Source organism: Enterovibrio norvegicus DSM 15893 (assembly GCF_900115495.1).
Taxonomy (GTDB): Bacteria; Pseudomonadota; Gammaproteobacteria; order Enterobacterales; family Vibrionaceae; genus Enterovibrio; species Enterovibrio norvegicus.
In genome coordinates, this window is sequence record NZ_FOWR01000017.1 from 17,468 (window position 1) to 38,031 (window position 20,564).

At 48.1% G+C, this 20,564-nt stretch carries 16 protein-coding genes; 9 read left to right on the plus strand and 7 right to left on the minus strand.

What is annotated here, in order from left to right; translation table 11 throughout:
• Positions 1 to 59 precede the first annotated feature (59 nt).
• The 5 genes from BM082_RS12330 to BM082_RS12350 form a co-directional block, all read right to left on the minus strand.
• Positions 60 to 2,381 (minus strand): bifunctional diguanylate cyclase/phosphodiesterase, encoded by a 2,322-nt coding sequence (locus BM082_RS12330; protein WP_017009072.1) that lies wholly within the window; start codon positions 2,379 to 2,381, stop codon positions 60 to 62.
• A 338-nt stretch (positions 2,382 to 2,719) separates the two neighbouring features.
• Positions 2,720 to 3,271, minus strand: coding sequence for a GNAT family N-acetyltransferase (locus BM082_RS12335; RefSeq protein ID WP_229491799.1), 552 nt, complete (start codon positions 3,269 to 3,271; stop codon positions 2,720 to 2,722).
• 106 nt (positions 3,272 to 3,377) lie between these two features.
• Positions 3,378 to 4,196: a peptidoglycan binding protein CsiV gene (locus BM082_RS12340; protein ID WP_026025158.1), complete on the minus strand. Its 819-nt coding sequence runs from the start codon at positions 4,194 to 4,196 to the stop codon at positions 3,378 to 3,380.
• 39 nt (positions 4,197 to 4,235) lie between these two features.
• Positions 4,236 to 7,700, minus strand: a complete 3,465-nt coding sequence (gene mfd / locus BM082_RS12345) for a transcription-repair coupling factor (RefSeq protein ID WP_074927100.1) — start codon at positions 7,698 to 7,700, stop codon at positions 4,236 to 4,238.
• A gap of 11 nt (positions 7,701 to 7,711) precedes the next feature.
• Entirely contained in the window at positions 7,712 to 8,278 is a 567-nt protein-coding gene (locus BM082_RS12350) for a PilZ domain-containing protein (RefSeq protein ID WP_074927102.1), read from the minus strand.
• Positions 8,279 to 8,629: 351 nt separating this feature from the next.
• On the opposite strand from BM082_RS12350, the gene lolC reads away from it, so the two are divergent.
• The 3 genes from lolC to lolE are packed head-to-tail and all read left to right on the plus strand — an operon-like array spanning position 8,630 to position 11,764.
• Complete coding sequence (gene lolC, locus BM082_RS12355; RefSeq protein WP_017009077.1) at positions 8,630 to 9,826, plus strand: lipoprotein-releasing ABC transporter permease subunit LolC; 1,197 nt, start codon at positions 8,630 to 8,632, stop codon at positions 9,824 to 9,826.
• On the plus strand, positions 9,819 to 10,523 hold the full coding sequence (gene lolD, locus BM082_RS12360; protein ID WP_017009078.1) for a lipoprotein-releasing ABC transporter ATP-binding protein LolD: 705 nt from the start codon (positions 9,819 to 9,821) through the stop codon (positions 10,521 to 10,523). The genes lolC and lolD overlap by 8 nt, the downstream gene beginning before the upstream one ends.
• A complete protein-coding gene (lolE, locus tag BM082_RS12365) occupies positions 10,520 to 11,764 on the plus strand; it encodes a lipoprotein-releasing ABC transporter permease subunit LolE (RefSeq protein WP_017009079.1) in 1,245 nt (414 codons plus the stop codon). The genes lolD and lolE overlap by 4 nt, the downstream gene beginning before the upstream one ends.
• Before the next feature lie 338 nt (positions 11,765 to 12,102).
• Here lolE and BM082_RS12370 read toward each other — a convergent pair whose 3' ends face one another.
• Positions 12,103 to 12,654: a DUF2062 domain-containing protein gene (locus BM082_RS12370; protein ID WP_017009081.1), complete on the minus strand. Its 552-nt coding sequence runs from the start codon at positions 12,652 to 12,654 to the stop codon at positions 12,103 to 12,105.
• Positions 12,655 to 12,686: 32 nt separating this feature from the next.
• On the opposite strand from BM082_RS12370, the gene BM082_RS12375 reads away from it, so the two are divergent.
• From BM082_RS12375 to kdsB, 5 genes are read left to right on the plus strand one after another with little or no spacing between them, the layout of a single operon-like run.
• The gene (locus tag BM082_RS12375) at positions 12,687 to 14,951 is read left to right on the plus strand and encodes a DNA internalization-related competence protein ComEC/Rec2 (protein ID WP_074927104.1); all 2,265 of its coding nucleotides are present in this window, start codon (positions 12,687 to 12,689) and stop codon (positions 14,949 to 14,951) included.
• Between the two features lie 35 nt (positions 14,952 to 14,986).
• A complete protein-coding gene (msbA, locus tag BM082_RS12380) occupies positions 14,987 to 16,741 on the plus strand; it encodes a lipid A ABC transporter ATP-binding protein/permease MsbA (RefSeq protein WP_074927106.1) in 1,755 nt (584 codons plus the stop codon).
• A gap of 3 nt (positions 16,742 to 16,744) precedes the next feature.
• Positions 16,745 to 17,773, plus strand: a complete 1,029-nt coding sequence (gene lpxK / locus BM082_RS12385; protein WP_074927108.1) for a tetraacyldisaccharide 4'-kinase — start codon at positions 16,745 to 16,747, stop codon at positions 17,771 to 17,773.
• Entirely contained in the window at positions 17,754 to 17,933 is a 180-nt protein-coding gene (locus tag BM082_RS12390; RefSeq protein WP_017009085.1) for a Trm112 family protein, read from the plus strand. Before lpxK ends, BM082_RS12390 begins: the two co-directional genes overlap by 20 nt.
• Positions 17,933 to 18,685 (plus strand): 3-deoxy-manno-octulosonate cytidylyltransferase, encoded by a 753-nt coding sequence (gene kdsB, locus BM082_RS12395; RefSeq protein WP_017009086.1) that lies wholly within the window; start codon positions 17,933 to 17,935, stop codon positions 18,683 to 18,685. The genes BM082_RS12390 and kdsB overlap by 1 nt, the downstream gene beginning before the upstream one ends.
• A gap of 104 nt (positions 18,686 to 18,789) precedes the next feature.
• Here the strand turns inward: kdsB and elyC are convergent, their stop codons facing one another.
• Positions 18,790 to 19,638 (minus strand): envelope biogenesis factor ElyC, encoded by an 849-nt coding sequence (gene elyC, locus BM082_RS12400; RefSeq protein ID WP_017009087.1) that lies wholly within the window; start codon positions 19,636 to 19,638, stop codon positions 18,790 to 18,792.
• Between the two features lie 37 nt (positions 19,639 to 19,675).
• Between elyC and cmoM the strand changes: the two genes are divergently transcribed.
• Complete coding sequence (gene cmoM, locus BM082_RS12405; protein ID WP_017009088.1) at positions 19,676 to 20,530, plus strand: tRNA uridine 5-oxyacetic acid(34) methyltransferase CmoM; 855 nt, start codon at positions 19,676 to 19,678, stop codon at positions 20,528 to 20,530.
• Positions 20,531 to 20,564: the final 34 nt, after the last annotated feature.

Sequence of the window (20,564 nt, forward strand, 5' to 3'; positions counted from 1 at the left end):
AGCGCCCAGACATGTTCTGGGCTTTTCTTTTCCTGCCATATGTCCTTTGTTCATTGATGTTAATTTTCTCGGATAGGTGGTTTCTCATGGCATGCACGGTGCCAATAAACGAGCTGTTCTTTAGGGAGCGGCCTTGATTTAAGAAACCCTTGTACATAATCACAGCCTTTTTCAGATAGCCAATCGAGCTGTACCTGCGTTTCAACACCTTCTGCGACGACATCAATGTCGATGGCGTGCGAGAGGTTGATGATCGCAGAGCATAAACGGGATGATTTACTGTCAGGGAGCGCGACATCGGTGATGAAGCTTCGGTCTATTTTCAATACATCAAACGGATACAAACTCAGCAAAGACAATGAAGAGTAGCCTGTTCCGAAATCATCGAGGTATAAACGAATACCGAGTGCGCGAAGTCCGTTGAGTGCCTCTAAGGCAACATTTTCGTTACCAATGAGTGTCGATTCAGTGATTTCGATACCGAGCTTTTGCGCTGGGAATGAATGACGAGAGAGCAGAGTTTTAACGAAGTCGACAAAGCTTGGAGATTGAAGTTGCTTGGCTGACACGTTGACTGTTATGCCGGGAAACGTGTCGTTCTCCGCGTTGATGTACCAGTTATCGAGCTGCTTACACACTTCAACAAACACCCAGTTTCCAATGCGATGAATGTGATTTGTATCTTCCGCAATGGGAATGAAATCGGCGGGAGAGACTTGCCCAATGTTAGGGTTGTTCCAGCGAAGAAGGGCTTCGAAGTGTTCAACGCGATTGCTTTTCAAGATGGGTTGGTACATGAGGTAGAGCTGTTCGAGCTCAACGGCCTGACTGAGCTCTTGTTCAATGTTAAACCTTGCTTGAACTTGTTTAAGCATGCGTTCTTCATAAAAAGAGATGGATGCGCCGCTCTCCTTGGCATGATACATCGCGATATCGGCTTGTTGGATGATATCCAGCAAGGTGAATTGTGGGTCTGTGATTGCAGAAATGCCGATGCTAGCGCCCAGTTGTATGTTGTGTTCATCGATAATGTAATTGTCGCTGATCGCGCTGAGGTAACGGGTGGCGAACGTGAGTGACGTTACTTTGCACGTTATGCCGCTTAGACAAACCACAAATTCATCCCCCCCAAACCTGAAAACTCGATGATTGTCTTGTGTGATGTTTAACAAGCGTTTTGCAACTTCTCTCAGTAGGCGATCACCGATCAGATGGCCGAGCGAATCATTGACATTTTTGAATCGGTCTAAATCTATGAAAAGCAGTGAGAAACCGTCGCTAACACCTTGGCTGATCTTTTGTTTTTCTTCTTTAAGGTTTTTCTCGAGCGCGACGCGATTGTGCAGGGTAGTTAGTTGGTCGTGGCGAGCCTGAAAACGGAGTTTCTTGGTTTGTTCTTTCACAAGTTTGCTTGCGAGCTGCAAGCGATTGGAATATGACCAAATACAGGCTGCTGTTGCGACGGTAAGCAACATGGTGAGAATCATGACGATTAAACTATATATGCTTTCTACTTCGCCGTAGTTCAGAGGCTGAAACTCAATCCATACGCCTTCTTCGTTACCAGGGATTGCCACTAAATGTCGCACACTCGGGTAGGAGGCATTGATATTTTCCAATGATGTCGTTTGATACAGAGCAGAGGTGCTGCCTTTGTTGCTAAACTGAGGCGTGACGGTGATATGCAGGCTTTTACCGATTTTTTCGTGTGGCCAAATAGCACCAAAAAAATCCTCAAAATACAGGGTGGATGTGAGGAAGCCTCGCAATGCATTTTTATCCACTATCGCAGAAAATAGTCGCAATCCTCCACCGTGTTCGTCTTTGAAAAAGTGGCTTTCTGGACTTCGCTGGAAAAAAGCGCGCTCCATGGCAAAAACAAATTCGCATTGAGAATCGGCGCGCCATCCCACATAGGTTTTGGTATGTGTTTCGGGGGAAACATACAACACAGGAAACGTGTATTTGTTTAGTGCTGATCCACAGCGAGTCGGTGTTTCAGGATAAAGAGTAAACTGCGCATAGTCCTTATCTTCCTGCTCAACCACGTCACGAACAAATTGATGTGCTGTGTTTTTATCTACCTTAGGTGTCCAAAATACAGCATGAATGCCGTCATTTTTTTTCGTTCTTGACGCCAGGAATTGTTGAAAGGTTTCCTTATCCAATGTTTGACTGTTTTGAAAATACAACTGTCCGGAGAATTGTAATTCTTGGAAGGAATACAGGGATTTCTCTAACGCATTTAATCGTTGTTCGACTAACGCTTCAAACGTGCTGAGTTGTTTCTCTTTCTCTAATTTTTTTACTGATAGCCCACTGAAGTATGCAAGGCCTGCGCCTATAAGAAATATCGCCCAAGGTAACGTTGTTATTCGCATGGTAGCTATTTGGTAGATTACTGATAGACAACATTATATTGAGAAAAGTGACAGTTTCTTTTTGAATATATTGCAATAAGGTTTCAGTCTATCTGGCCTTTTTCATCTCTTTGTATATTGACTATTAATTTCAATGACTTGAGGTTTTTTTCGTTGCGGGGCAGCTTTTGATGCAGAAAGCGTCGTTTTGGATATTTGCGACAAATCTGAGCCTTTCATGTAATCACATGAAATGTTGGAATGGGGGTGGGGTTATACCCAAAACAAGCGCGCTTTCTCTGCGGGCTGCTTGATAGTTTGGGTATAAACTCTATGAGGACGCGTTTGAGTATGTAAAGTTAGTGAGTTATAAACCCAAGGTCACTGGGCACCAAACTGTAAACCAAACCTTCTTTGGCTTCGCCGTTATACATGTAGCGATTTCTCGCGCGGCACTCATAGGTAGCTTGAAGTTTTTCTGCTATGCGAATGCTGGCTGTGTTTGCAGGGTCCATCACCAGTTCTAAACGGGTGAGCAATAAGTGGCTGAATGCGAGGCTGGCAATGGCTTCTGTGGCTTCTAAGGCATATGCGCGCCCTTGATACTCGGTTGCTATCCAATAACCAAGGTTTGCAAGGTTAGCGACGCTATCAATGCTTGATACATAAACACAACCGACGAGGTCTCCGCTGCTTTGCTCGAAGACGGCAAGTTCATAGCTGCTGCCCGTTAGCCAGCCTTGTCGGCTGCGGTTTATCCACGCTTCTGCATCCAATTCATCAAAGCCCTCACTGCACCAATCGAGCCAAGGCGAAATGCTGTCGGCTGAGGAACTGATGGCACGTTGTAGTGGTTGAACATCCACACGCTTTAATGCGCGAAGAAGTAGGCGATCTGTTTGAAATTCCAAGTTTGCTTGCATGGTGTCAAATGCACTTAATTAGGATAAGAAAGGACTTCAATGCGTAACATTGAATGTAGTTGAATAAAAACGCCCTCAGTGAGGGCGCTATGTATTAGTTTGCTTTCGTGACCTGAATGATCAAGCCCATGAGAGGGTGGTCGAGGTAGTGGATTTCACCACTGCGCATGCGGCGCTTCTGCTCAAAGGCGTAAGGCTGAAGGAACTTCTCAATGGCGTAGCTACGTTCTAGCTTTTGCAGACCCGCAAAGCTCACGTCATCATTTGGTGTGCCAACAGCAGCAACATTGGTCGCTTCACCATCTTGTGCGATGTCTTGTAATACAGTGTCTGATTGACCCGCCAATGGGGCAGGGGCTGCACTGACATCTTGAAGCACTTTACGTTCGCCCGGCTCACGCAGCACAAGATCGGTTTCTATAAACAGGTAGTGCTGAACGTATACACGGATGAAACCGTCGAGTTCATACATCGAACCGCTTTTCTTTTCGGTACCATCACTACCAACGGTTTGCATGCCTTTCGGTGTACCGTCTTTGTAATAGTCTTTGCCGTAGTTGTTACCCGCAGCCATACGCATTTTTGGCATTGCGCCTCTGCTTCCGTCATTTTGACGCCAAGCAACATGCACCAAAGGCTTAAAGCCTGCATGGCGTGATAAGCGATTATATTCAGCGTTTAACTTCCATTCGCTTTTCGGCAAAAGGGTCAGTCCACGCGCAGCCATTGATGCAGCGTCATAAGGGGAAACTGCGTTAGACAAGTTGATACCACCCGGCGCTTCTGGCCAGTTTTCTTTCACTGCATCAGGGCTCTGGTTTCTTTTAAAGACGATAACTTCAACGTCATAGAGGCGTTCAGCCATCGTTTGCCAGCTAATGGTGCACAGCAGCAGGAAAATTAGCTTCTTCAAAGCATTACTCCGTTTCGAATACATATGACTGCCTTAGACTCAGGCAACCAATAAATTGTCAGCAAATTGCGTTAAAAGTGTTTCGATAAACGCGACTCGCTCACGTCTATCTGTCAGCGGTTCAGCGATTTTTAGCTTTGTGGGTCCATCAAAACGGTAACGGCTTGGGTGGGATTGTAACAGACCCACTAAGAAGCCGGGATCAATTTGGGCGTTTTGAGTAAACTCGATCACACCACCTCTGTCGTGCGCGTCAATTTTTCTTACGCCCAGACGTGCAGCGTCTAGTTTTATTTGCTGAATCGTCAGCAAGTTTGTGGCCGCATCTGGCAATAAGCCAAAGCGATCAATCAGTTCAACACGTAACTCTTCCACATCATCTTGTGATTTAGAGCCCGCGATACGCTTGTACAATGACAAGCGCGTGTTGATGTCAGGAATGTATGCATCTGGCAGCAAGGCAGGCAAACGCAGTTCCACATCGGTTTGTTGATTCAGCAGTTCTTCCAATGACGGTTCTTTGCCTTCCTTCAATGCTTCAACAGCTTGCTCAAGCATTTCCATGTAAAGGGTAAAACCGATGGATTGGATTTGACCGCTTTGCTCATCACCCAGTAACTCACCCGCGCCTCGAATTTCGAGGTCGTGGGTTGCCAGCGTGAAGCCTGCGCCCAAATCTTCCAAAGAGGCAATGGCTTCAAGACGTTTTGCGGCGTCTTTGGTCATGCGTTTTGGATGCGGTGTAAGCAAGTACGCATAGGCTTGGTGATGTGAACGACCCACACGGCCGCGAAGCTGGTGTAGCTGCGCCAAGCCGAAGCGATCGGCGCGATCCATGATGATGGTGTTCGCGGTCGGTACATCAATGCCTGTTTCGATGATGGTGGTACACACCAGGACATTAAAACGCTGGTGATAGAAATCCGACATGATGCGCTCAAGTTCGCGTTCACGCATTTGCCCATGAGCGACGGTAATGCGCGCCTCTGGCACCAGTTCTGCCAGCTCATCCGCGGTTTTCTCGATGCTGTCGATGTCGTTGTGTAGGAAGTACACCTGACCACCACGCATGATTTCACGCAGCATGGCTTCTCGCACCAAGTTCTTATCGGTTTCACGCACAAAGGTTTTGATGGCGAGACGGCGTGAAGGTGGTGTGGCGATTATCGAAAGATCGCGCATACCACTCATTGCCATGTTCAAGGTACGAGGGATTGGCGTTGCGGTCAGCGTGAGAATATCGACATCTGCACGCATTGCTTTCACTTTTTCTTTCTGACGCACACCAAAGCGGTGTTCTTCATCGACGATAAGTAAACCAAGGTCTTGGAACTTCACGTCGCTTTGCAGCAATTTGTGGGTGCCGATCAAAATGTCGACTTTCCCTTCTGCGGCATCCGCAAGGATGAGTTTTTGCTCCTTGGCGGACTTGAAGCGTGAAAGCACTTCTACGCGAACGGGTTGGTTGGCAAAACGGTCGCGGAAGTTTTCAAAGTGTTGCTGTGCCAATAGCGTCGTCGGCACGAGCACGGCAACTTGCTTGCTGTTGTTTGCAGCCAAGAAGGTCGCGCGCATTGCGACTTCAGTTTTACCAAAGCCCACATCACCACAAACAAGGCGATCCATGGCAATAGGCTGACACATATCAGACAAGACGGCATTGATCGCTTGTTTCTGATCAGCGGTTTCTTCAAACGGGAAGTTGGCACAAAAATCCAGGTACGCTTCTCTATCGTGCTTAAAGGCAAAGCCCGGCTTAGTGGCGCGTTTTGCGTATACATCCAACAGCTCAGCCGCCACGTCTCGGACTTTTTCTGCCGCTTTCTTGCGGGCTTTTTCCCATACATCACCACCTAAGCGGTGCAGTGGGGCGGTTTCTTCCGCACCGCCGCTGTAACGGCTGATCAAGTGTAGTGAAGCGACCGGAACATACAGTTTTGAGCCTTGCTGATATTCTAAGGTGACGTATTCAGTTTCAATGCCGCCTGCTTCGAGTGTTTGTAATCCAATGTAACGACCCACACCGTGTTCAAGGTGAACGACGGGCTGACCTGGCTGCAGCTCTGCAAGGTTACGGATCAAGGTATCGCTATTGCTGGTGGCTTTTTTGTTGTCGCGACGGCGTTGCTGCACGACGCGCGCACCCAGTAAATTACTTTCACAAATCAGTGCGAATTTCGGATCTTCTGAGATAAAGCCTATCTCAGCCGGGCCAACAACCAACGCGAACAGACTCGGGGAGGCAATGGCCTCATCCAAGGATTCACAGACCATAGGGCGGATTTTAATGCGCGCCAACAGATCGAGCATGGCTTCGCGACGGCCTTCCGTCTCAACAGAGAAAACGATTTTGCCGTTGAACTCTTCTGAGAATTTGCGAAGCGCACCCAGCGGCTCTTTGAGTTGCTGATTAACGGTCAGTTCAGGCAACAGCGAAATGGCGGCATTTTGACGACCGGCTTTATTGTCTGTGGTTTCGCGCTCTAGCTTAATGCGTGGATAGGCTTTGAATGCAGAAAACAGTTCGTCGATGGTTTGCCACAATTCATTCGGCGCGAGCAATGGGCGCATCGGATCGACGCGTCGTTGATCAAAGCGGTATTCGGCGTCAGAGAGGAAACCGCGTACCGAGGTTTCTAAATCGCCTGAGGTTAGAAGTAAGGTGTTTTCTGGCAGATAATCAAACAGCGTTTCTGTTTGATCAAAGAAAAGTGGCTGCCAATATTCGATGCCTGATGGCCACGTTTTCTTGCTGACCTGTTGGTAAATCGATTCCGGTTCACGGCGCGCGTCAAAGCGCTCGCGCCAGCGACCACGGAATTGCTCTACAGCATCATCGTCGGTTGGGAATTCGTGCGCTGGAAGCAGGTTGATCTGATCAAGTTCTTGTGTTGAACGTTGGTTTTCAGGGTCGAACTCACGAATAGTATCGACTTCATCATCAAAGAAATCGATACGAAAAGGCTGATTTGAACCCATCGGGAACAAATCAATGATGGAGCCACGACTGGCGTATTCACCGTGTTCGATCACCTGATCCACATGTCGATAGCCCGACAGCTCAAGCTGATGACGCAGTTTTTCCAGTGAAACGCGGTCGCCTTTCTTTACGATCAACGCGTGTTGAACCAAGAATGAGCGCGGCATGACACGCTGTAACAGTGTGCTTACTGGAATAATTACAATGCCAGACGTTTGCTGAGGCAATTGGTACAAGCGCGCAATGCGGTCAGAAATAATGTCTTGATGCGGCGAGAAATTGTCGTAAGGCAATGTCTCCCAATCAGGAAACACATGGCATTCGCTACCAGTGAATTGGCTAATTTCTGGCTGTAGCTTCAATGCGGTTTGATTGTCAGGCACCACGAGCAACATCATTCTGTGTTGCTGATTGGCGAGTTGTGCAATCGTAAGGGGCAGCGCAGCGCCGAGTAAGTTGGCAATAACGCGCGTGTCGCCGGCCTTTTCTGGGGCAGGCAAAGTAAATAAGGCTGAGTTAGTCATCGAATTGAGGCTTAGTTATTTCGTTCCATTGCGCGTTGACGAAGAAGCTTTTGCTGCTGATGCAACGCGGCACGAATAAGGACATCTTTGTCGTCTTCTTGTAATCGTGTGTATTTTACACCCACGGCATACTTACCATTCTTTTCTTTTATACCGTAGACGCTACCGTAGCAGTAAATCGCTGAGGGCGGGTTCTCAAGAAAGAGTTTAAGACGAACTTGCTGACCTTTTTGGAAGGGCTTTTTGGCGATAAAGGTTAAGCTACTGGCACCAAAGGTCTCGGTTTGATGACGCAATGTCGGGTCGTCTTGCTGAGACAACATGAAACCGAGTAAAAGATTAATTTTTTCATTTTGGGCATGCAAAAATTTCGACAGCGCTTGGCTGTTGTCATGGTGCAGTGTGTGAAGTTCTTTTTCAACGCCGCCATCGAGCTCGCTACATTCACTGGCGATCCGAAAGGCAATAGGGGTTTCACGTTCAAATTCGACATCAGAGGGAACGCGCTCACCTTCACCCAATACTTCTACATTGATCTTTAGATGTGCGTGTACCGAAAAATATTCATCCTGAGTCATGATGTTTCCTAATACCTTGTAATCTGTTGATTATCACGCAGTCCCCTCGATTCCTCAACCTGTAGCCTGAGTTCAGGGCATTTTTCTCGCGTTTGGTTATTTTTTCTTCTGGTTATATGAAACAGAACCGATGGCGCTGAACAAAATTCCCGCAATTGGCACATTATTGATCTGAATTGCTCCGGTCTTAAATCCTGAGAAGGCCACGAAATTGTTGAAAACCCGTCATGGTGAACGGGCTATCGTGGCAATCCGCTGACCTTAAAGGTATTCTTGCACATCCTTGGTGTCAGGTTGTGTCACCAAGGAATTTGCATTCAACTGCCTATTACTTTGTCGAGAATTCTCATTATGTTTCACCCTTTACCGGTGTTTATTGGCTTGCGCTACTTAAAAGGTCGCTCGGGCGATAAGTTTGGCCGGTTTGTTTCTTATATGTCGACGGCTGGCATTACGATCGGTGTGATGTCTTTGATCACAGTACTTTCTGTTATGAATGGCTTTGAAGGCCAGCTAAAGAATCGAATTCTTGGTGTTTTGCCCCAGGCGGTTATTGCTGGTGATGCCGAGCTTGCGCCCGATGTGAATACTATCGCGCAGTGGGACGGCATCGTTGGAACAGCGCCTTTGGTATCAACCGATGCGGTTGTACAAAGCGCGTTATCATTGGGTGCAGGACGTTTGCTGGGCGTTGATCCGCAAAGCAAGGAGCCCGTGCGTGCGTTCATGGTGCGAGGTCAATTTGAAGCCTTAACCGCGGGCAGTTACGCACTGGTTCTTGGCCGAAAAACAGCAAGGCAGCTTGATGTGTCTGTCGGCGACAAAGTGCGCGTGATGATCACCAGTGCAAGCCAATTTACGCCGATTGGCCGAGTGCCTTCTCAACGGAATTTCACCGTGGCGGGCATTTATGACACCGCAACGGATGTTGATGGGCAGTTGATGTTTGCCAATTTGAATGACGTGGCGCGTTTAATGCGTTTGCCGCGCACGCAACCGGCTGATCTTCGTCTCTTTGTGGCTGAACCTTTTGATGTGCCCAAACTGAAAGTGAAGGCGGAATCGCTCGGGTATGAATGGTCAGATTGGCGTGAATTGCGCGGCGAATTGTTCCAAGCGGTGAAGATGGAAAAAAACATGATGGGGTTGATGCTGAGCCTCATCATCTTAGTGGCGGCATTTAACATCATTTCTGCACTGATCATGGTGGTGATGGAGAAGCAATCAGAAGTTGCCATATTAAAAACCCAAGGCATGAAACAACGTGACGTGGTGTATTTGTTTGTTGTTCAAGGGGCAAGCAGCGGTGTGATTGGCGCCATTTTAGGGGGCATCGCAGGCACGCTGTTGGCAATGAACATCAATGGCATCATGGCGGTGCTCAATATCAGTTTATTGGGCAATGGTATTTCTTTGCCTGTGGTTGTAAAACCCGAACAAATCTTCTCTGTTGTGGTTGGCGCGATTGTCTTAAGCCTTCTTGCTACCTTGTTCCCTTCGATTAAAGCGGCGTCTGTTCGCCCCGCTGAGGCTCTTCGCTATGAGTAATGCATTGCTAACCTGTTCAAACGTTGTCAAAACCTACCAAGAAGGTGAGCTGGAAACGCATGTACTGAAAGGCGTTTCGTTTTCAATCAACAAAGGCGAATTGGTAGCGATTGTTGGTGCATCGGGCTCGGGCAAAAGTACCTTACTTCACATCCTTGGCGCGTTAGATTCGCTGACCAGTGGCGATGTGCAGTTTGAAGGGAAAGATCTGGTAAACATGCGTGCGTCTGACCAAGCCACGCTGCGTAACCAGAACATCGGTTTTATTTATCAGTTCCACCACTTGTTAGCTGATTTTACGGCGATTGAAAACGTCGCAATGCCATTGTTGATCGGTGGAGAAAAGCCCGCCGAAGCCAAACGTCGTGCGTTGGAAATTTTAGATGCCGTAGGCATGGCGCACCGTGGTGAACATCGTCCTTCAGAACTATCTGGCGGTGAGCGCCAACGTGTTGCGATTGCACGCGCTGTGGTGAACCGTCCAGCGTTGGTGTTGGCGGATGAACCAACGGGCAACCTTGATCATAAAACGGCGTTAGATATCTACGATCTGATGCGTCAGCTAAACAAAGAATTCAACACCGCCTTCTTGGTTGTTACGCACGATCAAGAACTGGCTGGTAAAATGGATCGCCAACTGTCGATGTTGGATGGTCAGTTTGTCGAAACGTCTAAGCCAGAGGTAAACCCAGCATGATGGAACCTTTGGCGCTGTTTATTGGACGCCGATTTAGCAAGGCGAAGCGTCGCAATAAACTTGTTTCGTTTATCTCAGTGTCCTCAATGATCGGCATCTCTGTCGGTGTCATGGTTATCATTGTCGGTCTGTCGGCGATGAATGGCTTTGAGCGCGAACTTGAAAAGCGCGTGCTGGCGGTGATCCCGCATGCCCAGCTTGAAGGGGTGGATGCGCCGGTCGCTTCTTGGCGTACGATGCAGGAAACCGCGATTGCTAATCCGAACGTCGAGGCGGGCGCGCCGTATGTCACCTTCACGGCATTGCTGGAAAAAGGGGCAAACCTCAAACCTGTGCAAATCCGTGGTATTGACCCGAAAGCGGAAGAAACCGTCAGCAACATTCATCAGTATGTGCTGGATAACGGCTGGCAACGTCTACAGCCGGGTGAACAAGCGATTGTATTGGGCAAAGGCATTGCAGATGGCCTTGGCGTGAAGGTAGGAGATTGGGTGACGGCACTCATTCCATCGCCGGATCCCGATTTGAAACTGCGTGCGCCAAAACGTATTCGATTGCAGGTTTTAGGCATTTTGAGCCTAGGCGGACAAGTTGATCATGGCTTGTCACTTATCCCTATTCAGGACGCACAGTCTTATATTGGCATGGGCGATGCGGTAACGGGTGTTGCGCTGAAGCTGTCTGAGCCACTTGAAGCGCGTCATATCGTTCGTGAAGTGGGGAAAACACTCAAAGAATACGTTTACTTAAAAAACTGGACACAGGAATATGGCTTCTTGTATCGCGACATTCAAATGGTGCGCACCATTATGTATCTCGTGATGGTTTTAGTGATTGGCGTGGCGTGTTTCAACATTGTCTCTACCTTGATGATGGCGGTAAAAGACCGTGCTGCAGACGTGGCTGTGCTGCGTACCATGGGCGCGAAAGATGGTCTGATTCGTTCGATCTTTATTTGGCACGGCTTGTTATCCGGATTGTTCGGTAGTTTGATTGGCTCCGTGATGGGGTGTTTGATTGCGTTCAATTTGACCAGCATTGTAGGGTGGATTGAATCGCTGACAGGGCAAGACTTCTTGTCTGGCGATATTTATTTTGTTGATTTCTTGCCGACCGAACCGCACCTGATGGATGTGTTTCTCGTGTCGACAACAGCGGTGGTGTTGAGCTTGCTTGCCACTTGGTACCCAGCACAACGCGCATGTAAGTTGCATCCGGCGTCTGTGCTGAGCGCGCGCTAATCGTGTAGCCCTTTCTCTGATTTTAACGCGTCAATTTTAAAAGCCCGCAGACATTCGTTTCTGTGGGCTTTTTGTTTGCGTTTATACCCGAGTCACTTGAAATCCTGCATATAGAGGCTTCTTAGGTATACGTTTCATTTTTTCAGGTATTGATGCTTAGTACTGGCAAGAAGAGATGATGAGCAAGAGAAGATGATCAGCAAGGGAAGAGTTAAGTGAATCGCAACGGGATGTTTGCGAGGGAGACAAATTAAGGCACGTATAGCAAGTCACTCGCAGTCGCATGGCAAAAAGAAAATACCCCGCCTTTGTTTTTGCAGAGGCGGGGTATTTTGTTGTTAGGACTTGTCTTTTTTCAGAACGTCTTTGAGTTTCTTCGGTAAACGTAAGCGGCGTTTTTGCCAGCTTCTGACCACGGAATAACGCCAGATACCACGCACGCTGAAATAACCAATAAGGGAAAAGACAATGCTCAATACGAGGCAACCCAACAAGAAAGGAGGCCCAATCTGACTCATTTGGTTAAACAGGAATTCCCATGTCAGCTCAAAATGAAAATGCTGATTGGGCGTGTCCATCAAGAACGTGCCCACTTTGTAAGCGGCATAGAAAATGACGGGCATTGTCACTGGGTTCGTGATCCAGACCAAAGCGACAGAAAGTGGAAGGTTAACACCGAACATGATGGCAAGACCTGCCGCCATGATCATCTGGCTGGGAAGCGGGACAAATGCCATGAAAAGACCAACCGCAAACGCCCCAGAAGCGGAACGTCTGTTAAGACACCAAAGGTTTGGGTCGTAAAGCAAATTGCCAAACACAGCGAGCGCTTTCTGCTTGCGAATGACTTCATGCTTAGGGAGAAATTTTTTAAATATTTTTCTTGGCATACGTCTTCATTTCACACGGGGTCGATACCGACATGAAGCTGTTGTTCGGCATCGTGGTAGCTATAATCACTCTGAAATGGTGGCCGAGTATTCCTAGCATAGGCGTTGTCATCGCAACGCTGCTCATCCTTATAGCATTACATAGGTTCGTGTCAGAGATCGTTATCGGTGCAGCCATTGGGTGTCTTATTGCAACAGGCGCGGTGGCTATTTTTCAACACAAAACCGATACTGCACTGACGGTTGATGTGAATACTACCATAGCAGGTAAAGTTGGCAGCCTTTTTACCAAGGAAAACGGGCAAACAAGTGTAATCTTTGATGTCGACACAGTGAATGGACGCAAACTGACCATTTTTGAGACATTTAGAGCACGTCTCTACTGGCGAACAGAGTTGCCTGTGAAACAAGGACAACACTGGTCTGTTACCGCAAGATTAAGAGAGCCTTACGGTCGTGTTAACGAAGCAGGCTTTGATGCCGAGACCTATTTTCTTTCCCGCCACATTCATAGCAAAGGGTCTGTCCGATCCGCGAATGTGTTGAATGAAAGGGTGTCTGTTCGTCAGCAACTCTATGACACTGTTTACAAAAATGTCGCGCATTTAGACAGCGCACGATTTTTGATTGCGTTGGCCTTTGGTGAGCGGGGCATGTTGTCGAGCGAAGATTGGCAGCAACTTCGTGACAGTGGGCTAGCGCATTTGATGGCGATATCCGGGCTGCACATCGGTCTGGCCTTCTTTTTCGGTTACACCGTCACTCGCTATGTATTTCCACTGATCGTCAAGCGTGATACTCACCTGTGGATCCCACTCGTGATGGGCTTGGTGGCGGCATGCTTATATGCATGGATGGCGGGGTTTTCGTTAACTACGCAACGCGCCTTGATGGCACTTCTCGTCGTGTCTCTTATTCGCCAAAGTGGTTACAGCGCCAGTCCTTTCTCTACCTTCTTTTTGGTATTGGCTGCAGTGCTGGTTTTTGACCCACTTTCTATTTTCTCTGCCAGTTTCTGGCTGTCTTTTGGTGCGGTTTACGCACTTTGCATCATGGCGCTGTTTCGGCCAACGGCCCCTCTGGAAGAAAGTGTCATCCAGAAGGTTGCTCGGTACGTAAAATCTTTGCTTATCATGCAGTGTGTACTGATGATTGGTATGTTGCCTCTCATGTGGACGTGGTTTGGTGGGGTCAGTTTGACGGCGCTGTTTTTTAACGTGTTGGCAGTGCCTTTGATCAGTTTAATCACAGTGCCGCTCATCTTGTTGGGACTCATACTCACGCCATTCGGTGCGTCATCCTACGTTTGGCACGCTGCCGATCTCTCGCTTCAGCCCTTAATGTCACTCCTTGGTGTGGCGTCATTTGGTTGGTTAGAGACGCAAGGGCCTTCCACCGTTTTTCCCATCGTTGTAGTGCTCCTGGCTTTTGTGCTGTGGTTGGTCGGTTTTCGCACTATACCAATTGCCGCGGGGGTCATCGGTCTTTCGTTGTTTACTTGGAAAAACACGCAAACCGACACTACCGCATGGCGCGTCGATGTGTTTGATGTAGGGCATGGGTTGGCAGTGTTGATTGAAAAAGAAGGGCGCGCTGTTTTGTATGACACCGGGGCGGCTTGGTCTTCTGGCACTGTTGCGGCGTCGGTGATAGCCCCTGTGTTAACCCAGCGTGGCAGCAAACTCGATGGCTTGATATTGAGTCATGGCGACAACGATCATGCTGGCGGAGAAGCGTGGGTCACCAAACATTTAGTGCCTCAATGGGTGCGCTCTAGCGAAAACGACCTGGGCCATTTGGCTTGCTTGCGTGGAAACCGTTGGCGATGGCAACAACTCGAATTTGAAGTTTTGTATCCATTGACCTTGTCAGACCGGGCGAAGAACGCATCATCGTGTGTGATCAAAGTGTCTGATGGGAAGCATGCCGTGCTCCTTACTGGCGATCTCCCCAAAGCGCAGGAAACCTATTTGTTGACACAAAACGACGATGTATCCGCTGATGTGCTGATTGTGCCACATCATGGTAGTAAAACATCGTCAAGCGAGGCATTCATTGATCATGTAAACCCGAAGGCCGCTATCGCGTCGACAGGACGTTATACGCCGTGGAACTTACCTCATCCTGATGTCGTTTCGAGGTATGAGAACAGAAGCATTGAGTGGTTTGAAACGGGGTATGACGGGCAGGTGAGTGCACAATTCTCGGACAAAGGTTGGAGAGTTCTTAGTCAAAGAAACGATACAGAGCCTTTTTGGTACCGTAAGAAGTTTGGAGCGCCCAAAAGAAAAGAGTAGAATGCCCGCTACTTGCAGAAATATAAGCAATTCACATGACAAAATACCAAGATAGAACCACCTGGGATACGTTTAAAAAGCTGTGGCCATTTATCGCGAATTATAAATCAGGCCTCGTGGTTGCCATTATCGCTTTGGTGATCAACGCAGCAAGTGACACCTTGATGCTTTCTATGATTAAGCCACTGCTTGATGAAGGCTTTACGTATGACAAGGTTGACGGCGATTTTCTGAAAATGATGCCTGTTTATCTCGTTATTCTGATGTTGGTGCGCGGTGCATCGAGCTTCGTCTCAACATACGGTCTATCTTGGGTTTCTGGTAACGTTGTGATGGTGATGCGTCGTCGTATGTTCAACCATTTCATGAAGATGCCAGTGAGCTTCTTCGATCAAGAATCGTCAGGTGCACTACTTTCGCGCATTACCTATGATTCTGAACAAGTTGCCAATGCCACCAGTGGTGCACTGATCAGTCTAGTGCGTGAAGGTGCGTCTATCATCGGTCTCATGACCTTGATGTTTTATTACAGCTGGCAGCTCTCTGCGATATTGCTGTTGATTGCGCCGGTTGTGGCGTGGGCGATTGGCTTTGTCTCTAAACGCTTCCGTAAAATATCCTCAAACATGCAAGAAGCCATGGGCTCTGTGACATCATCAGCAGAGCAAATGCTTAAGGGCCACAAAGTGGTCTTGAGCTTTGGTGGTCAACAGGTTGAGCAGACACGTTTTGAGAGCGTCAGTAACCGTATGCGCCAACAAACCATGAAATTGGTGTCGGCGCAGGCAATTGCCAACCCAGTTATTCAGTTGATTGCGTCTTTTGCGCTGGTGGCCGTATTGATGCTGGCAAACACGGAATCTATTCGTTCAGAATTGACGGCGGGTACGTTTGCGGTGGTCTTTGGTGCGATGTTTGGCTTGATGCGTCCACTCAAAGCGCTGACCAATGTGACCTCTCAGTTCCAACGTGGTATGGCTGCATGTAATAGTCTGTTCGAACTGATGGAAATGGAAACCGAGAAAGACAACGGCCTACACACCATTGAACGTGTGAAAGGCAACGTCACCGTTAACGACGTTGTCTTTACTTACCCAACCAAAGATACCCCAGCCCTGAAAAGCGTGAGCTTTGAATTGCCCGCGGGTAAAACATTGGCTTTGGTCGGGCGCTCAGGTTCGGGTAAAAGTACGATTGCTAACCTGTTGACGCGTTTTTACGACATAGACAGTGGTGATATCACCATTGATGATGTTCGCATTCAAGATTACACCCTGAATAACCTGCGTGATCACGTTGCGATTGTGTCTCAGAATGTGCATCTGTTTAACGATACTGTTGCGAATAATATTGCTTATGCAGCAGAAGAAAACTTCACCCGTGAGCAAATCGAACGTGCTGCAGAATTGGCATATGCTGCTGACTTTGTGCGCGAAATGGATAATGGTTTTGATACGATGATTGGCGAAAATGGTGTCAGCTTGTCGGGCGGCCAACGTCAGCGTATTGCAATTGCCCGGGCATTGCTCCGTGATGCACCTATCTTGATTTTGGATGAGGCAACATCTGCGTTGGATACTGAATCTGAGCGTGCGATTCAAGCCGCGTTGGATGAACTTCAAAAAGACCGCACCGTCTTAGTGATTGCGCACCGCCTTTCTACCATTGAAAACGCCGATGAGATTTTGGTGGTGGATGAAGGTGAGATTGTTGAACGTGGTGACCACCCAACCTTGATTCAAAAAGACGGCGCATACGCGCAGTTGCATCGCATCCAATTCGGAGAATAAGCCTTGGCGGGATGGGTAGAGAGAATTTGGTTTGAAAACCACCCGCTAGGTCTACTTGGTGCGCCACTGTTGTGGCCTCTGAGTAAAGTGTTTGGCGCGATTGCTCGAAAACGCCGAGCCTCTTTCCTTGAAGGTAACGGCGCTTATCGCGCGCCTGTGCCTGTTATTGTTGTCGGCAACATTACGGTGGGTGGTAACGGTAAGACACCTGTTGTGATTTGGCTAGTGGAGCAACTAAAAGCCATGGGAATGACGCCAGGTGTCGTGTCTCGTGGTTATGGCGGCAAAGCGGAAAGTTACCCGTTTGTGTTGGATGAAAATACCACCACAGATAAAGCTGGCGATGAGCCAGTGCTGATTTATCAACGCACGGGCGTGTCAGTTGCCATTTCTCCCGTGAGAAGCGAAGCCGTTAAAGCATTGCTGCCGCTTGGGGTTGATATCATCATTACTGATGATGGCCTGCAACATTACAAACTCGCGAGAGACATTGAGTTTGTCATTGTCGATGGTGAACGCCGATTCGGTAACGAACATTACATGCCTTTTGGCCCACTGCGAGAGCAGACTGATCGGCTCCAAAGTGTCGACTTTATCGTGTGCAATGGGGGTCAGCCTGAGGCTGGCGAAATCGCCATGAACCTCGCGCCAAGCCAATTTGTGAACCTCAAAACAGGTGAAAAAGCGCAAGCGTCTTCGTTTGACAATGCCGTTGCTATGGCGGGCATTGGAAACCCTCAGCGCTTTTTCAATACCTTGAGTGCCCTGGGCATCACGCCAGTACATTGTGAACCCTTTGCTGATCACAAAGCCTTTGAGTATGACCAGTTGGCGGCGTTGGCAGAAAAAGGCCAACACCTGTTGATGACAGAAAAAGACGCGGTGAAATGCCGTGATATGTTGTCTCAATACCCTAATATTGAAAATTGGTGGTATCTTCCTGTTGATGCAAATATCAGCGAGAAAGACACCATCAATATGATGAATATCATTAAGAAAGTTAAGGATGGATATGGATCACCGACTGCTTGAAATCGTTGCTTGTCCCGCGTGTAAGGGAAAACTGAACTACAACAAAGAAAACAACGAACTGGTGTGTAAGTTTGACCGATTGGCGTATCCCATTCGCGAGGGTATTCCTGTCATGTTAACGACAGAAGCCCGCGAAATGACGTCGGAAGAGGTGAAGTAATGAAATTCACGGTTGTTATCCCTGCCCGTTATGCCTCGAGCCGTTTGCCAGCCAAGCCGCTAGTAGACATTGGCGGAAAGCCAATGGTGCAGTGGGTGTACGAGCAATCGGTAAAATCAGGCGCGGACAAAGTCATTGTCGCGACCGATGATCAACGTATTGTTGATGCGGTAAAAGCCTTTGGTGGTGAAGTGTGCCTAACGCGAGAAGATCACCAATCGGGCACTGAACGCTTGGCAGAAGTGGTAGAGCTTTACAACCTAGATGCGAACGAAATCATCGTGAACGTTCAAGGTGACGAGCCATTGATTCCGCCCGTTGTTATTCGTCAGGTCGCTGAGAATCTCGCGAACAGCGTTGCGCCTATGTCGACGCTTGCGGTCAACATTGACCATGCAGATGAAGTGTTCAATCCGAACGCTGTTAAAGTCGTGACGGATAAAGATGGCTACGCCATGTACTTTAGCCGCGCAACCATTCCGTGGGATCGCGACAATTTCGCCAAAGCGCCGATGGAAATTCACCATAACCTGAAACGTCATATCGGCATTTATGGCTACCGTGCTGGCTTTATCAACACTTACATCAATTGGGCACCGAGCCCGATTGAGCACATTGAATGTTTAGAGCAACTTCGTGTGCTGTGGTATGGCGAGAAGATCCACGTTGATGTTGCGATTGAAGCGCCGCCAGCGGGTGTTGATACACAAGAAGATCTAGACGCAGTGAGAAAGATTATTGCTGCTGGCTAATCCATTAGCGACAAAATAGATTGGCGAGTAAAGAAAAACGCCCTGATGAAAGTCAGGGCGTTTTTTTATGTTTTATCGCAGTGAACAGCACGGGTTGTCTTGGATCAGCCTGGAACAGGCGCCAACACTTCCGTGACAGGAGAGGCTGGCTCAGGCGAGGTGACAGGGTCGCCTTGTACCTCGGCTTCTTGCTGCGCCACTTTGTCGCGTAGACGCTGCCACAGTTGGCCTAAACGCTCATGCCAGTAACGTTCGAATTGCTCTAAGTATTGCGCTCGCGGTGAATACTTAATCCACGGCTGATGAATCTCTTTTTGTGCCATGTAGTTCGTGGGTGCAGGCGTCGGGTCAAGACCCGCGCTTTTAAATTCATAAAGCGCTCTTGGCATGTGGCTCGCAGAGGTGACCAACACCAAATTGCTACGGCCGACGACAGACGCGGCTTGGAAAGCTTCTTCCCACGTATCCTTCGCGGTTTCCAGCAACAGAATATTGTTCTTGTTCACACCCATTGCCATTGCAACACGCGCTAGCATGCGCGCATGGCTCACTTCATTGCCGCCATCGTATCCAGAAAGGATCAGTTTTGACGTCGGATACATGAAGTGAATACGAATACCTTCAATCAATCTCATTAGCGCAGTACGTGACAATTCTGACGTGGGAGGAATCTCATCATCAACGACGTGTCCGTGTCCGAGTACCATAACGTAGTCAACCGGTTCACTGGGTGTGAGAAATCCGGTGTGTTGACGTTCAAGCTTCATCAACAACGATGAAGTGATCGGTTGAAAAGACGCTAGAGCAATTAACAGTAATGAAACAAAAACGAGGAACGAACCAAACCCTTTGCGCTGCGTGAACCAGATGAGGAACAAGCCGAAAAAACCAACAAGGAGTAGCGCAGGGAGCGGCATCAGTAAAGTTGATATAAGTTTTTTTAGTTCAAACATGAAATGTCGCCCGAAATATAGTCAAACAGGGGTCAATATGTGCATCAAGCCTTTATTAACGGCAAGCATATGCGAAAATAAACCCCTTGAAGAATATGATAACGAAGGCACTGTGACTGAGGATAGAAATTTCGACGACATTGCCCACAAATTTGTTAAAAACATTTATGGGTCGGGCAAAGGAGAAATTCGCCAAGCTGTTGTTTGGCAAGATCTCGAGTCAATATTAAAAACACTGGGTGAATCCACTTCACTAGATATTTTGGACGCTGGCGGCGGTTTAGCGCAATTATCGCAACAAATCGCACATCGCGGACACAAAGTGACCTTGTGTGATCTTTCTTCACAGATGCTTGCATTGGCCGAGAAAGACATCGAAGACGCAGGTCTTCTGTCGCAATATCGCTTCGTTCACGCACCTGTACAAGACATTGAGCAACATATAGACAAACAGGCTGATTTGGTGCTTTTCCATGCAGTGATGGAATGGTTGAAGGATCCGCGTGAAGCCCTAGACGTGGTGTTATCACAGGTTAAGCCTGGGGGCATTGCATCAGTGATGTTCTATAACCAAAATGGCTTACTTTTTAAGAATTTGATTTGTGGCAATTTAACCCATATTGAAGAAGGGATGCCGCACAGAAAACGTTTCAAACTTCAGCCTCAAAAAGGGCTGCCACCGGAAGATGTTTACCAGTGGCTAGAAGACGCTGGATTTACAATTTTGGGGAAAAGCGGTGTACGCACCTTTCACGATTACATGAAAGACACGCGAACAGGCGAGTACACCTTTGAACAGGTCGTGGCGATGGAGCAAAAACTTTGCCGCCAAGAACCTTTTATTTCGTTAGGGCGCTATATCCACGTATACGCGCAAAAACCTCTCGATTGATAACAAAAATACCTGAACGCGATTTGGGTAAATA